The sequence below is a fragment of the Candidatus Symbiopectobacterium endolongispinus genome (genome assembly GCF_018777385.1).
GTDB lineage: Bacteria > Pseudomonadota > Gammaproteobacteria > Enterobacterales > Enterobacteriaceae > Symbiopectobacterium > Symbiopectobacterium endolongispinus.
The window spans coordinates 1-15,076 of record NZ_JAFJYB010000005.1 but is presented as its reverse complement, the minus strand read 5'-3'; the positions used below and the strand labels follow the sequence as shown (position 1 = coordinate 15,076).

Genomic DNA, 15,076 nt, shown 5'->3' with positions numbered 1-15,076 from the left:
TCGTATGCCAGGCAAAACAGGGCTCACCCTGTTGGATGAGTGGCAACAACGCGGCATAGATATCCCCGTCATCATCATGACAGGCCATGGCAATATCAATTTGTGCCGACGCGCCTTTAAAAGTGGTGCCTTCGAGTTTTTAACCAAGCCTATCGATGCGGATCTGCTGCTCGAAACGGTTTCTGGCGCGATGACACAGTTTCAAACGCAGGCCAACCAGTGCCAACAAGCCACACAGTTACGGGATAAGCTCAATACGCTTTCTGCGCGCGAGCATGAAGTGATGGCGTTGATGATGGAAGGGAAATCGAACAAAGAGATCGCCAAAGATCTGGAACTCTCCGCCCGCACCGTGGAAGCACACCGCGCCAACCTGTTTGCTAAACTGGAAATAAACTCGCTGGCAAAATTGATAAAACTGTATGGTGGGAAATCACTTATCGATAAAGCTCCGTAAAATTACGCAGTGGTTTGAGTAATCAAGCGAATGGTTCCTCCTACCGACTCTGGTTACGCTCTCCTTGTCGAATACCTTCCAAGGACCACAGGAGCCAGACATGATGAAACGTCTTCTTATCACCACTCTGCTTTTCAGCGGCATTACCGCCTTTCCCAGCTTTGCCAATGGCGTATTAAGCAAGAAAAATCTTTCTTTGGCACTGGCCGAACAGTTGGCACAGCATGCCATCCAATCCTGCGTCGCCAAGAATGTGAACGTGGCGGTAACCATCGTCGATCGTGCTGGCGTAGTGAAGCTGGCCAAACGCATGGACAACGCCGGCCCGCATACCCTCGAAGCCAGCCGGATGAAGGCGTTTACCGCACTCACCACGAAAGCGCCCACGGAAAACGTGATGAAAAACGCCTAGGCGAATGCTGAAGCGCAAAATCTGCGTGATATTCCAGGCTTTTTATTGCTGGCTGGTGGCGTGCCGGTAAAAGTGGAGGATCAAACCATTGGGGCGATTGGCATTGGTGGCACGCCCTCGGGCAGTATCGACCAACAGTGTGCGCTGGATGCGATCGAGGCGGTTAAAGCCCAACTTAGCGCAAAATAATGGAAGAGACCGTAACGTACAGCACTATCGCGTTACGGTCTTTATTCGCTCTTAATCCGTTGATTGCGGCTTCATACTCATACCTACCACGGCAGAGATCAGGCACCCTATCGCCAGATAACCTGCAACGCCGTACCAAGCACCGGAGAACCCGGTCACCAGCAACACGGCGATAAACGGCGTAAAGCCACCGCCCACCACGCTCGCGACCTGATAACCCACGCCTGCACCGCTATAGCGGTAGGCGGTACCAAACAGTTCGGTAAACATGCTGTACGCTAACGATCATATCATGCGCGACATTCGCCAGCAGAATAGCGAACAGCAGGATCAGCACCGTGTTGTGATGCTCCAACGCGATAAAGAACGGAACTGCACTGGCCGCACCGATCAGCGCTCCGGTAACATAGATACGACGACGGCCGAAGCTGTCAGCCAGGCGAAAGCGGGAATAGAGAAACAGCTGATTGCCCCCACCAGCAGACCTATATTCAGGAACATATAGCGCGACAGACCGAGATGTGCGGTTGAGTAGTTCAACGCAAAGGTCGTAACGATATACATCGTCAACAGTTCGCCAAGGCGCAAGGCAATGATCAGTAGAAATGCTTTTGGATGTTTGCGCAATGCTTCAAAAATAGGGAAAGGGCGCAGTTTGTTAGCGCGTTCTTGCAGCGTTTTATTGGCTTCAAACTCCTGGGATTCATCCATGCCGTTACGCATCCACCAGGCAATGGCAACCAGTATCAGGCTGAACACAGGAACGGTAGCCGCCAGCCCCAGGTCACAAACTCCTCGTTGGTCGTCCAATGACTGACGACAGAAATAGACCCTGTCGCCAGTAATAAGCCGACACCATAACCGACCTGCACGCCGCTACTGTAAAAGGCTTTCTTCTTCGGCGCGCTTTCTACCGCAAGCAACGCTGCACCGCCCCACTCGCCGCCGACAGCAAACCATTGAATGGCGCGCAGGGTGACCAGCAACACCGGAGCCCACCAGCCGATAGACGCAAATGAAGGCAACAGGCCGATGAACGCGGTGGCGATCCCCATCATCCACACGGTGATCATCAGCATGCGTTTACGAGCCAGACGATCGCCGAAGTGACCAAACACCATGCCGCCCAGCTGGCGGAACAAGAAGCCAACGCCAAAAGTCCCGAATGCCGCCAACGTGCCCATGGTCGGGCTTATCTGTGGGAAAAATTCGGTGTTAAACACCAAATCGGCAACTATTCCGTACAGTAGAAAGTCATACCAGTCGACAACGGCGCCGACAAAACTTCCCCATGCAGCACGACGAGCCCGGTTATGTGTATGGCTTTAGGCAGAGATTGTGAGCTGTTGTGGTTTGCTGCGCTATCGCTCTGCGGCGACATTGGTGTGCTTGTGCTGTTCATGTTCGTCTCGTTATTTTAAATTTACACAACTGTACATTATTTATTACTCAGAAGAAATTCATATCATGGTTACAAAAGTATGATTAAGAAGTATGCGTGACGAAGGGGAGCAAGTCTGCTTTTTTTCTGTGTGCTCGCAGGCTGAGAGATAAAAAAACCCCGGCCAACGGACCGGGGTTTAGACGTTTAAGCGTTATCGGTAGATAGCTTATTCGTCGTCGCTGCTACCAAAGCCTGTGTTCAGCAGCTCAGCCAGGTTTGCAGAAGCTTCATCAGCACTCACCGGAGCGACTGCTGGCACTTCGCCCGCATGACGGCGACGCATGCGATCCTGGTGGTTCGCATAACCGGTACCGGCTGGGATCAGACGACCCACGATGACGTTCTCTTTCAGACCGCGCAGTTCGTCGCGTTTACCCGCAACGGCCGCTTCCGTCAACACGCGCGTCGTTTCCTGGAACGATGCCGCAGAGATGAAGGATTCGGTTGCCAGAGATGCCTTGGTGATACCCAGCAGGTCACGGTGGTACGTAGCCGGGATCTTGCCATCCGCTTCCAACTGACGGTTGGCGATCTTGATGCGCGACACTTCTGCCTGCTCGCCTTCCAGGAACTCGGAGCTACCCGCGCTGGCAATGGTCCCTTTACGCAGCATCTGACGAACGACAACTTCGATGTGTTTATCGTTAATCTTAACGCCTTGCAGACGGTAAACTTCCTGCACTTCGTTGGTGATGTAACGGGTTACCGCATGCACACCACGCAAACGCAGAATATCGTGCGCCGATTCCGGACCGTCAGAAACCACATCGCCACGTTCTACGCGTTCACCTTCAAACACGTTGAGCTGACGCCATTTCGGAATCATCTCTTCGTAAGCATCGCTGCCATCCAACGGAGAGATCACCAGACGACGTTTGCCTTTGGTCTCTTTACCGAAGGAAATGATACCGGTGATTTCAGCCAGGATAGCCGGTTCTTTCGGACGACGCGCTTCGAACAGGTCGGCAACGCGCGGCAGACCACCGGTGATGTCCTTGGTACCGCCGGATTCCTGCGGAATACGAGCCAGGGTGTCACCGGCACCGATCTGAGAGCCATCTTCCAACTGAACGATCGCTTTGCCCGGCAGAAAGTACTGTGCCGGCATATCGGTGCCCGGGATCAATACATCGTTACCTTTGGCATCCACGATTTTCAGTGCCGGACGCAGATCTTTACCACCACCGGTACGTTCTGCACTGTCCAGAACCACGATGGAGGACAGACCGGTCAGTTCGTCAGTCTGACGAGTAATCGTCTGGCCATCGATCATGTCGGTGAAGCGAATGCTACCGCCCACTTCGGTGATAACTGGCATGGTATGCGGATCCCAGTTTGCGACGGTTTCACCGCCGGTCACTTCGTCACCGTTGCCTTTGCCCATTACCGCACCGTATGGCACTTTGTAGCTTTCTTTGGTACGACCGAATTCGTCGATCAGTTTCAGCTCGGTGTTACGCGAGGTGATAACCAGCTTGCCCGCTGCGTTCTTAACGAACTTGGCGTTGGACAGTTTCAGGTTACCTTTGTTTTTCACCTGAATGCTGGATTCAGCCGCCGCACGCGATGCCGCACCACCGATGTGGAACGTACGCATGGTCAGCTGAGTACCCGGTTCACCGATGGACTGTGCTGCGATAACCCCGATGGCCTCACCTTTGTTGATGATGTGACCACGTGCCAGGTCGCGACCGTAGCACTTGGCGCACACGCCGAAGTCGGTTTCACAACTCACCACAGAGCGAACTTTAACGGCGTCGACGGAATTTTCTTCCAGCAGGTCACACCATTGTTCGTCCAGCAGCGTGTTACGCGCTACCAGAATGTCAGCGGTGCCCGGCTTCAGAACGTCTTCAGCCGTTACACGACCCAGTACGCGCTCACGCAGCGGCTCTTTAACGTCGCCACCTTCGATAACCGGAGTCATCATGATGCCTTCGTGCGTGCCGCAATCGTCCTCGGTCACGACCAGATCCTGTGCCACGTCAACCAAACGACGGGTCAGGTAACCGGAGTTCGCTGTCTTCAACGCGGTATCCGCCAAACCTTTACGCGCACCGTGCGTGGAGATGAAGTACTGGAGTACGTTCAGACCTTCACGGAAGTTCGCGGTGATCGGCGTTTCGATGATGGAGCCATCCGGCTTCGCCATCAGACCACGCATACCGGCCAACTGACGAATCTGTGCCGCAGAACCACGCGCACCGGAGTCAGCCATCATAAAGATGCTGTTAAAGGAAACCTGACGCTCTTCTTCGCCATCACGGTTGATAACGGTTTCGGTCGAGAGGTTTTCCATCATCGCTTTGGCCACGCGCTCGTTAGCAGCGGCCCAAATGTCGATGACTTTGTTGTAGCGTTCGCCAGCGGTTACCAGACCAGACTGGAACTGTTCCTGGATTTCAGCAACTTCGGCTTCCGCTTCGTTGATGATTTCCACTTTCTTCGCCGGGATGACCATATCGTCGATACCAACAGAAGAACCGGAACGCGCTGCATAGGCGAAACCGGTGTACATGATCTGGTCAGCGAAGATAACGGTCGGCTTCAGTCCCAGCACGAGGTAACAGGTATTGAGCATCTTGGAGATGGCTTTTTTACCCAGCGCCTGGTTAACGATTGAGTACGGCAGACCTTTCGGCACGATCATCCACAGGATGGAGCGGCCCACAGTGGTGTCGATCAGGCTGGTTTTAGCCACCCACTCACCCTGCGCATTCTTCTCATGCTCGGTGATACGCACTTTAACGCGCGCATGCAGCGAGGCCAGACCCGCACGGTAGATACGTTCTGCTTCTTTCGGACCGGTCAGCACCATGCCTTCGCCTTTGGCGTTAACACAGTCACGGGTCATGTAGTACAGACCCAATACCACGTCCTGAGACGGAACGATGATAGGTTCGCCGTTCGCCGGAGACAGAATGTTGTTAGTCGACATCATCAGCGCACGCGCTTCCAACTGGGCTTCCAGCGTCAGCGGTACGTGAACAGCCATCTGGTCACCGTCGAAGTCGGCGTTATACGCCGCACACACCAGCGGGTGCAACTGAATGGCTTTACCTTCGATCAGAACCGGTTCGAACGCCTGAATACCCAAACGGTGCAGGGTCGGCGCACGGTTCAGCAGTACCGGGTGTTCGCGGATAACTTCATCCAGGATATCCCAAACCACGGCTTCTTCACGCTCAACCATTTTCTTGGCGGCTTTGATGGTGGTAGCAAGACCACGCAGTTCCAGTTTGCCGTAGATGAACGGTTTGAACAGTTCGAGTGCCATTTTCTTCGGCAGACCGCACTGGTGCAGACGCAGGTACGGACCTACGGTAATAACGGAACGACCGGAGTAGTCCACGCGCTTACCGAGCAGGTTCTGACGGAAACGACCCTGCTTACCTTTGATCATGTCGGCCAAAGATTTCAGCGGACGCTTGTTGGAACCGGTAATCGCACGACCGCGACGACCGTTATCCAGCAGGGCATCTACCGCTTCTTGCAGCATACGTTTTTCGTTACGTACGATGATATCCGGCGCAGCCAGATCCAACAGACGTTTCAAACGGTTGTTACGGTTGATCACGCGACGATATAGATCGTTCAGATCTGAGGTTGCGAAACGACCACCGTCCAGCGGAACCAGCGGACGCAGATCCGGCGGCAACACAGGCAGCACGGTCAGGATCATCCACTCCGGCTTATTGCCAGACTGTACGAACGCTTCCAGCAGCTTGATGCGCTTGGTCAGCTTTTTACGCTTGGTTTCAGAGTTGGTTTCGTTCAACTCTTCGCGCAGCTGTTCACATTCCTGTTCCAGATCCATGTTTTTCAACAGGGCCTGGATCGCTTCGGCACCCATCTTGGCGTCGAATTCGTCACCGAACTCTTCCAACGCGTCCAGATACTGCTCTTCAGTCAGGATCTGACGTTTTTCCAGGTTGGTCATGCCGCCTTCAATCACCACATAGGATTCGAAGTACAGCACGCGTTCGATATCGCGCAGCGGCATATCCAGCAGCAAGCCGATACGGGACGGCAGTGATTTCAGGAACCAGATGTGCGCAGTCGGAGACGCCAGCTCGATGTGGCCTATGCGCTCACGGCGCACTTTGGTTTGGGTCACTTCAACGCCGCATTTCTCACAGATAACGCCACGGTGTTTCAAGCGCTTGTACTTACCGCACAGGCACTCATAGTCTTTCACTGGCCCGAAGATACGGGCGCAGAACAGACCGTCACGTTCAGGTTTGAACGTACGGTAGTTAATGGTTTCCGGCTTTTTAACTTCACCGAAAGACCAGGAACGAATCATGTCTGGCGATGCCAGCGCAATTTTGATCGCATCAAACTCTTCGGTCTTGGTTTGCGCTTTCAGAAACTTTAATAAGTCTTTCACGGATTGGCTCCCGTCGGAGTTAGACCTGTTGGATGCCTGAGCCGAAGCTCAGGCACTCCTTTACACGAGCAAAGCGTACCAGCGAGCAGGATTAACCTTCTTCCAGCTCAATGTTGATACCCAGCGAGCGGATTTCTTTCAACAGTACGTTGAAGGACTCCGGCATGCCCGGTTCCATACGATGGTCACCATCCACGATGTTTTTATACATCTTGGTACGGCCGTTGACGTCATCGGATTTCACCGTCAGCATTTCCTGAAGGGTATAAGCTGCGCCATACGCTTCCAGCGCCCACACTTCCATCTCACCGAAGCGTTGACCACCGAACTGGGCTTTACCACCCAACGGCTGCTGGGTTACCAGGCTGTAAGAACCGGTAGAACGCGCGTGCATCTTGTCGTCAACCAAGTGGTTCAGTTTCAGCATGTACATGTAACCGACGGTTACTGAACGCTCAAACTGTTCACCGGTACGACCATCGAACAGCGTGATCTGACCGGAGGTCGGCAGACCACCCAGCGTCAGCAGTTCTTTGATCTCGGACTCTTTGGCACCGTCGAACACTGGCGTTGCCAGCGGCATCCCTTTCTTCAGGTTATCCGCCATACGCAACACTTCATCATCAGTGAAGGTGTTCAGGTCGACTTTTTGACGCACGTCGTTACCCAGATCGTAGGCTTTCTGGATGAATTCACGCAGTTTAGCCACTTCTTCCTGACGTTTCAGCATGGCGTTGATCTTCTCGCCGATACCTTTAGCCGCCATACCCAGGTGGGTTTCCAGAATCTGACCGATGTTCATACGCGATGGAACGCCCAGCGGGTTCAATACGATATCGACCGGCGTACCGTTCTCATCGTAAGGCATGTCCTCGATCGGGTTGATCTTAGAGATAACACCCTTGTTACCGTGACGGCCTGCCATCTTGTCACCCGGTTGAATATGACGTTTAACAGCCAGATACACCTTGACGATCTTCAGGACGCCCGGAGCCAGATCGTCGCCTTGCGTGATCTTGCGGTGCTTCGCTTCGAGTTTTTTCTCGAATTCGTGTTTCAGCTCATCGTACTGCTCGGCCAGCTGTTCCAACTGATTTTGTTTCTCTTCATCAGTCAGACCCAGTTCCAACCAACGCTCACGCGGCAGCTTGTCCAGCTTGTCTGCTTCCACGCCGCCGGAGACCAGCACGGCGTGAATACGGGCAAACAGACCGACTTCGAGGATCTGCAATTCTTCCGTCAGGTCTTTTTTGGCCTGCTTCAGTTGCATCTCTTCGATTTCCAGCGCACGTTTGTCTTTTTCCACGCCATCACGGGTAAAGACCTGAACGTCGATAACCGTACCGGATACGCCGTTCGGCACACGCAGGGAAGAGTCTTTAACGTCAGACGCTTTCTCACCGAAGATCGCGCGCAGCAGTTTCTCTTCCGGCGTCAGTTGAGTTTCGCCTTTCGGCGTCACTTTACCGACCAGAATGTCGCCGCCCGTTACTTCAGCACCGATATACACGATACCGGACTCATCCAGTTTGGAGAGCGCAGCTTCACCCACGTTCGGGATGTCGGCAGTGATCTCTTCTGGCCCCAGCTTGGTGTCACGAGACACACACGCCAGTTCCTGAATGTGGATAGAGGTGAAACGGTCTTCCTGCACTACACGCTCGGACACGAGGATGGAGTCTTCGAAGTTGTAGCCGTTCCAAGGCATGAACGCAACGCGCATGTTCTGACCCAGCGCCAGCTCACCCAGATCGGTAGACGGGCCGTCAGCCAGCACATCGCCACGTTCAACTGGCTCACCCAGAGACACACACGGCATCTGGTTGATACAGGTGTTCTGGTTAGAACGGGTGTATTTGGTCAGGTTGTAGATGTCGATGCCCGCTTCGCCCGGATACATCTCGTCTTCGTTAACTTTGATAACGATACGGGATGCGTCGACGTACTGTACGGTACCGCCGCGTTTGGCAACGGCAGTTACACCGGAGTCAACGGCCACAGCGCGTTCCATACCAGTACCTACCAGCGGCTTGTCAGCGCGCAGGGTCGGTACAGCCTGACGTTGCATGTTCGCACCCATCAGGGCGCGGTTGGCGTCATCGTGTTCCAGGAACGGGATCAGAGATGCACCGACGGAAACCACCTGCTGGGTGGAAACGTCCATGTAGTCAACCTGATCGCGGCTGAACAAGCTGGATTCGCCTTTACTACGGCAGGTCACCAGATCGTCAACAAAATGCCCTTCTTCGTCGAGGTTGGTGTTCGCCTGTGCAATAACGTAGTTACCTTCTTCAATCGCGGACAGGTAATGGATTTCATCCGTTACCACACCGTCACGCACCAGACTATACGGGGTTTCAAGGAAACCGTATTCGTTGGTCTGCGCGTACACGGACAGCGAGTTGATAAGACCGATGTTCGGACCTTCCGGCGTTTCGATAGGACATACGCGACCGTAGTGGGTCGGGTGTACGTCACGCACTTCAAAGCCAGCGCGTTCACGGGTCAGACCACCTGGGCCCAACGCGGAGATACGGCGTTTGTGCGTAATTTCGGACAGCGGGTTGTTCTGGTCCATAAACTGGGACAGCTGGCTGGAACCGAAGAACTCTTTCACCGCCGCCGAAATCGGCTTAGCGTTGATCATGTCCTGTGGCATCAGGGTATCCAGATCGCCCAGGGACAGACGCTCCTTCACCGCACGCTCTACGCGCACCAGGCCAACGCGGAATTGGTTTTCCGCCATTTCGCCCACGGAACGGATACGACGGTTGCCCAAGTGGTCGATATCATCGACTTCACCGGAACCGTTACGGATATCGATGAGCTTCTTCATCACCTGAATGATGTCGTCTTTGCTCAGGATACCGGAACCTTCGATCTCATCGCGCAGCAGGGAGCGGTTAAACTTCATGCGGCCCACAGCGGACAGATCGTAACGATCTTCAGAGAAGAACAGGTTCTCAAACAGCGTTTCTGCCGCTTCACGTGTCGGCGGCTCGCCCGGACGCATCATGCGATAGATTTCAACCAGCGCGCTCAGGCGATCGTTGGTCGGGTCTACACGCAGTGTTTCGGAGATGTACGGGCCGTGATCCAGATCGTTGGTGAAAAGGGTCTCAATGCGCTTATGGCCTGCCTGGCTCAGTTTAGCCAGCAGATCCGGCGACAGCTCCATGTTCGCCACACCGATCAGTTCGCCGGTGCCTGCGTCTACATAGTCTTTCGCCAGCACTTTCCCGGCGATGTATTCGACCGGTACTTCAATGCGCTCTACGCTGTCTTTTTCCAACTGGCGAATGTGGCGCGCGGTGATACGACAGCCTTTTTCAACGTACACTTTGCCATTGGCTTCGATGTCGAACGAGGCGGTTTCACCGCGCAGGCGCTCAGGCACCAGATCCATTTGCAGCTTTTTGCCGTTGATCTCGTAGACAATTTTGTCGAAGAACAGGTCCAGGATTTCTTCAGCCGAGAAGCCCAGCGCGCGCAAAATGATGGTCGCTGGCAGTTTACGGCGACGGTCGATACGCACAAACAGGTTATCTTTCGGATCGAACTCGAAATCCAGCCAGGAACCACGGTAAGGGATGATACGTGCGTTATACAGCACTTTACCGGAAGAGTGGGTTTTACCCTTGTCGCTGTCAAAGAACACGCCCGGACTACGGTGCAACTGAGAAACGATAACGCGCTCAGTACCGTTGATAACAAAGGTCCCGTTTTCGGTAATGAGCGGAATTTCACCCATGTACACTTCTTGTTCTTTGATGTCTTTTACGGTGCCTTCCGGCGCTTCGCGCTCGTAGATCACCAGACGCAGCTTGACGCGCAGCGGTGCTGAGAAGGTCACCCCGCGAATCTGACACTCTTTGACGTCAAATACGGGCTCACCCAAACGGTAGCTTACGTATTGCAGCTCAGAGCTACCGCTGTAGCTTGAAATTGGGAATACGGAACGGAATGCGGCTTCCAGACCGTACTGGCCTTCCGGATCTTGCTCGATGAACTTCTGAAACGAGTCAAGCTGGATAGAAAGGAGATAAGGTATGTCCAACACTTGCGGACGTTTACCAAAATCCTTACGAATGCGTTTTTTCTCGGTATAGGAGTAAACCATGGGGTTCCTCAGCTCGCTGAAAAGTAAGAACCACTTGCTCGTCCTGACAGGACGGTTCATTGCTACACGATTTTGTTGATCGAAAGGCAATCCGCCCTTCGTTAATACGTCTTTCTATCACTCTTAAATCATTTCATTGCTTTTGCACAGGCAGGGAACCCAGGCTGGAAAGCAGTATATTAAGGCGTCGATAGAAAAAAATATTGGGATAATCCGTGGCCAAACGGTGCGAAACACCACAGATGCCCTACAGCGCAAAAAGGCTGGTGACCAAAAAGTCACCAGCCATCAGCCTGAAAACTCAGGCTGCAACCGGAAGGGTTGGCTTATTTAACTTCAACTTCAGCGCCAGCTTCTTCCAGAGATTTCTTCAGAGCTTCAGCGTCATCTTTGCTCACGCCTTCTTTCAGCGCAGCAGGTGCAGACTCAACCAGGTCTTTCGCTTCTTTCAGACCCAGGCCAGTTGCGCCACGAACAGCTTTGATTACGGCAACTTTGTTAGCGCCGATAGCTTTCAGGATAACGTCGAATTCAGTTTTCTCTTCAGCAGCTTCAATCGGGCCAGCAGAAACAGCTACAGCAGCGGCAGCAGAAACGCCGAATTTTTCTCCCATAGCAGAGATCAGCTCAACAACGTCCATTACGGACATAGCGGCAACTGCTTCGATAATTTGATCTTTAGTGATAGACATGACAATTGTTCCTAACAATCAGAAATAGTTTATACGTAAGCAAATGCGAAAACAGGAAAAGGGCGATTACGCCGCTTATTTCTGATCGCGAACAGCTGCCAGAGTACGGACCAGTTTGCCTGCAGAGGCTTCTTTCATGGTCGCCATCAGGCGTGCAATTGCTTCTTCGTAAGTCGGCAGCGTTGCCAGACGGTCAATTTGAGCCGCCGGAATCAACTCACCTTCAAAGGCTGCAGCTTTAACCTCGAATTTTGCATTCGCTTTCGCGAACTCTTTGAACAGACGAGCAGCAGCGCCCGGGTGTTCCATAGAATATGCAATCAAGGTCGGACCAACAAACGTGTCTTTCAGGCATTCGAACTGAGTACCTTCAACGACGCGACGCAGCAGGGTGTTGCGAACAACACGCATGTATACGCCAGCTTCACGACCTGCTTTACGCAGCTCAGTCATTTTATCTACGGTTACGCCACGAGAATCCACAACAACCGCAGACAGCGCGCCTTTGGCCACTTCACTGACTTCAGCAACAATCGCTTGTTTGTCTTGAAGATTTAATGCCATTAGCTTGTGCTCCTGGATATAGCCGGAATACATTTCCGGAACTCACTTCACCTGCAACCACATGGAAAACAGGCGTCAAAACACGGTGAGCAGAATCCAGTAAAAGAAAATTTTCTTTAGGCTCTGTCACCGTCTACGCAGGAAAATTAAGCTTCGCGTTCTTCAGGAAAACCCTAAAACGTTGAAGCACCTGCGGTCTTGGACGGAGGCCTGGATCAGGCCATGCTCCAACCGAAAAAATCTGTTTCGTCCATTTAAGGACAATGGGCGTAAGATTATACGTACATCTTTCGCCCAGGTAAAGCTATCAGTTAGCGACCGCGTTCAGGCCACTCTGATCAGCGGCAACGCCAGCACCCATGGTGGTGGAGATGCTAACTTTCTTGATGTACACGCCTTTCGCTTGAGCTGGTTTGGCTTTTTTCAGCGCAATCAGCAAAGCTTCCAGGTTTTCTTTCAGTTTGTCAGCGTCGAAACCAACCTTACCGATGGTGGTGTGGATGATGCCGTTTTTGTCGTTACGGTAACGAACTTGACCGGCTTTCGCGTTTTTAACCGCTTCAGCAACGTTCGGCGTTACAGTACCAACTTTCGGGTTTGGCATCAGGCCACGCGGACCCAGAACCTGACCCAACTGGCCAACAACGCGCATTGCATCCGGAGAAGCAATAACCACGTCAAAGTTCATTTCGCCTTTCTTGATCTGGTCAGCCAGATCTTCCATACCTACCAACTCTGCGCCAGCTGCTTTAGCAGCTTCAGCGTTTGCGCCTTGGGTAAATACGGCAACGCGAACGGAACGGCCAGTACCGTGCGGCAGTACAGTTGCGCCACGAACGTTCTGGTCAGATTTACGTGCGTCGATGCCCAGGTTTACGGCAACGTCAACGCTTTCAACAAACTTAGCAGTGGCCAGCTCTTTGAGCAGGGCTACAGCTTCGTTGATGTCATATTGTTTGGTAGCATCAACTTTCTCACGGATCACGCGCATGCGCTTGGTCAGCTTAGCCATCTCTTAGTCCTCCACTACCAGGCCCATGGAACGAGCAGTACCCGCGATAGAACGCGCCATAGCGTCCACGTCGGCACCTGTCATGTCCGCCGCTTTGGTCTGGGTAATTTCCATAACCTGGGCGTGGGTCACTTTACCTACTTTGTCTTTGTTCGGCTTGCCAGAACCAGACTTGATACCAGCCGCTTTCTTCAGCAGAACTGCTGCCGGAGGCGTTTTGGTAACGAAGGTGAAGGAACGGTCGGAGTAAACGGTGATCACAACCGGAATCGGCAGACCTTTTTCCAGGCTTTCTGTTTTAGCATTGAATGCCTTACAGAATTCCATGATGTTCACACCTTGCTGACCCAGAGCAGGACCAACCGGCGGGCTCGGGTTAGCCATACCAGCTGCAACTTGCAGCTTGACGTAGGCTTGTACTTTCTTGGCCATTTAACTTTCCTCTAATGGGTAATAACGCCTTAAAAAGGCTCCCCGTGATTTTTGATTTTTTCAGATGCCATAGCACCTAAAAACAAAAGGCGCGAAGTAATAGATTAATTTCGCGCCAGATACAAGAATTTCTTTACGAACGACAGGCTATATCAGCCCTTTTCCACCTGGCCGAAATCCAGCTCAACAGGCGTAGCACGTCCGAAGATGGAGACCGACACTTTCAGGCGGCTTTTCTCGTAATCCACTTCTTCCACCACACCGTTGAAATCGGCAAACGGGCCGTCGTTGACGCGCACCATTTCGCCCGGTTCGAACAGCGTTTTCGGACGCGGCTTATCACCCACTTGTTGCAGGCGGTTCATGATAGCGTCAACTTCTTTGTCGCTGATTGGCGCAGAACGATCGAACGTACCGCCGATAAAGCCCATCACACGCGGAACGCTACGCACCAAATGCCAGCTGGCGTCTTCCATTACCATCTGTACCAACACGTAGCCAGGGAAGAATTTGCGTTCGCTTTTACGACGTTGCCCGCCACGAATCTCAACCACTTCCTCGGTCGGCACCATGACGTCGCCAAACAGCTCTTCCATGTTGTGCGATTTGATGTGCTCGCGCAGCGATTGTGCAACGCGGCCTTCAAAGCCGGAAAACGCCTGAACGACGTACCAACGTTTTTTTGGAACTTCAGACATCTTAGAACCTCAGGCCTGTGATAAATGATATCAAACGGACCAGAATACCATCCAGCCCCCACAGAATCAGTGACATCACGGCAGTTACCGCGGCAACGATCAACGTGGTATGCAGCGTTTCCTGGCGGGTTGGCCAAATCACTTTACGAACTTCAGTGCGCGCTTCACGGGCAAAGGTCACCGTTGCTTTGCCTTTGGCGGTTAACAGTGCAACACCGCCTGCGGCAGCAATCAGGATAACAACGGCCAACGCGCGAAGCGGCAGACTGTACTCGCGGTAGTAATAATTACCCACTATGGCAACAACGAGTAAAGCCGCCACAACCAGCCACTTGATCACTTCCAGGCCACGCCCACTACCCTGGGTCTCGGTATTTGCACTCATAAACCAACCTATCACTCATGAATCAGACAAATAACTTTGCCCCTCAACGCAGGGCAAACCAAACCGACATGATGTTTCGCTCGCAGCGAAACGCGGCATTTACGCTGTAATCTACAGAGCCTATCTCACCACAGATTAGCAGGATTATACGCTACAATCCGTGATGAGATAGGCTCTACTGAGGGCAGCGTAGTAAAAGGGCATCAAATGATGCCCTTTTACTACATGTTGAGTCAAATTTATTGGCGATTACGCCATAACTTTGGCAACAACACCTGCAC

9 protein-coding genes and 2 pseudogenes are annotated in these 15,076 nt (G+C 52.9%); 2 read left to right on the top strand and 9 right to left on the bottom strand.

All coding sequences use genetic code 11. The features are described from left to right. Positions 1-4: 4 nt before the first annotated feature. Both JZM30_RS18930 and JZM30_RS18925 read left to right on the top strand, forming a co-directional pair. Positions 5-457, top strand: coding sequence for a response regulator transcription factor (locus JZM30_RS18930; protein WP_438801524.1), 453 nt, complete (start codon positions 5-7; stop codon positions 455-457). 103 nt (positions 458-560) lie between these two features. Then, a pseudogene (locus JZM30_RS18925) lies at positions 561-1,058 on the top strand (GlcG/HbpS family heme-binding protein). Between the two features lie 51 nt (positions 1,059-1,109). On the opposite strand, the pseudogene shiA reads toward JZM30_RS18925, so the two are convergent. The 9 genes and pseudogenes from shiA to secE all read right to left on the bottom strand — a co-directional run. Beyond that, positions 1,110-2,371, bottom strand: a pseudogene (gene shiA / locus JZM30_RS18920) (shikimate transporter); the annotation flags it as partial. Between the two features lie 297 nt (positions 2,372-2,668). After that, positions 2,669-6,892 carry a DNA-directed RNA polymerase subunit beta' gene (rpoC, locus tag JZM30_RS18915; RefSeq protein ID WP_252320674.1) on the bottom strand — a complete coding sequence of 1,408 codons (4,224 nt, stop codon included), beginning with the start codon at positions 6,890-6,892 and terminating at the stop codon, positions 2,669-2,671. Positions 6,893-6,983: 91 nt separating this feature from the next. Beyond that, positions 6,984-11,012, bottom strand: a complete 4,029-nt coding sequence (gene rpoB, locus JZM30_RS18910) for a DNA-directed RNA polymerase subunit beta (RefSeq protein WP_252320672.1) — start codon at positions 11,010-11,012, stop codon at positions 6,984-6,986. A gap of 326 nt (positions 11,013-11,338) precedes the next feature. Further along, positions 11,339-11,704 carry a 50S ribosomal protein L7/L12 gene (gene rplL / locus JZM30_RS18905; RefSeq protein ID WP_252320670.1) on the bottom strand — a complete coding sequence of 122 codons (366 nt, stop codon included), beginning with the start codon at positions 11,702-11,704 and terminating at the stop codon, positions 11,339-11,341. Between the two features lie 75 nt (positions 11,705-11,779). Further along, positions 11,780-12,268, bottom strand: coding sequence for a 50S ribosomal protein L10 (gene rplJ, locus JZM30_RS18900; RefSeq protein WP_252320913.1), 489 nt, complete (start codon positions 12,266-12,268; stop codon positions 11,780-11,782). Positions 12,269-12,575: 307 nt separating this feature from the next. Then, positions 12,576-13,280, bottom strand: a complete 705-nt coding sequence (gene rplA, locus JZM30_RS18895; protein ID WP_252320668.1) for a 50S ribosomal protein L1 — start codon at positions 13,278-13,280, stop codon at positions 12,576-12,578. Between the two features lie 3 nt (positions 13,281-13,283). Continuing rightward, positions 13,284-13,712, bottom strand: a complete 429-nt coding sequence (rplK, locus tag JZM30_RS18890; protein WP_252320666.1) for a 50S ribosomal protein L11 — start codon at positions 13,710-13,712, stop codon at positions 13,284-13,286. 152 nt (positions 13,713-13,864) lie between these two features. After that, positions 13,865-14,410 (bottom strand): transcription termination/antitermination protein NusG, encoded by a 546-nt coding sequence (nusG, locus tag JZM30_RS18885; RefSeq protein WP_252320664.1) that lies wholly within the window; start codon positions 14,408-14,410, stop codon positions 13,865-13,867. A 1-nt stretch (position 14,411) separates the two neighbouring features. Continuing rightward, on the bottom strand, positions 14,412-14,795 hold the full coding sequence (secE, locus tag JZM30_RS18880; RefSeq protein ID WP_252320662.1) for a preprotein translocase subunit SecE: 384 nt from the start codon (positions 14,793-14,795) through the stop codon (positions 14,412-14,414). Positions 14,796-15,076 lie beyond the last annotated feature (281 nt).

Excerpts from the sequence above, each read along its gene's own strand:
- rpoB (WP_252320672.1), bottom strand. The coding sequence starts at position 11,012 with ATGGTTTACTCCTATACCGAGAAAAAACGCATTCGTAAGGATTTTGGT.
- secE (WP_252320662.1), bottom strand. The coding sequence starts at position 14,795 with ATGAGTGCAAATACCGAGACCCAGGGTAGTGGGCGTGGCCTGGAAGTG.
- nusG (WP_252320664.1), bottom strand. The coding sequence starts at position 14,410 with ATGTCTGAAGTTCCAAAAAAACGTTGGTACGTCGTTCAGGCGTTTTCC.
- rplL (WP_252320670.1), bottom strand. The coding sequence starts at position 11,704 with ATGTCTATCACTAAAGATCAAATTATCGAAGCAGTTGCCGCTATGTCC.
- rplK (WP_252320666.1), bottom strand. The coding sequence starts at position 13,712 with ATGGCCAAGAAAGTACAAGCCTACGTCAAGCTGCAAGTTGCAGCTGGT.
- rplA (WP_252320668.1), bottom strand. The coding sequence starts at position 13,280 with ATGGCTAAGCTGACCAAGCGCATGCGCGTGATCCGTGAGAAAGTTGAT.
- rplJ (WP_252320913.1), bottom strand. The coding sequence starts at position 12,268 with ATGGCATTAAATCTTCAAGACAAACAAGCGATTGTTGCTGAAGTCAGT.
- JZM30_RS18930 (WP_438801524.1), top strand. The coding sequence starts at position 5 with ATGCCAGGCAAAACAGGGCTCACCCTGTTGGATGAGTGGCAACAACGC.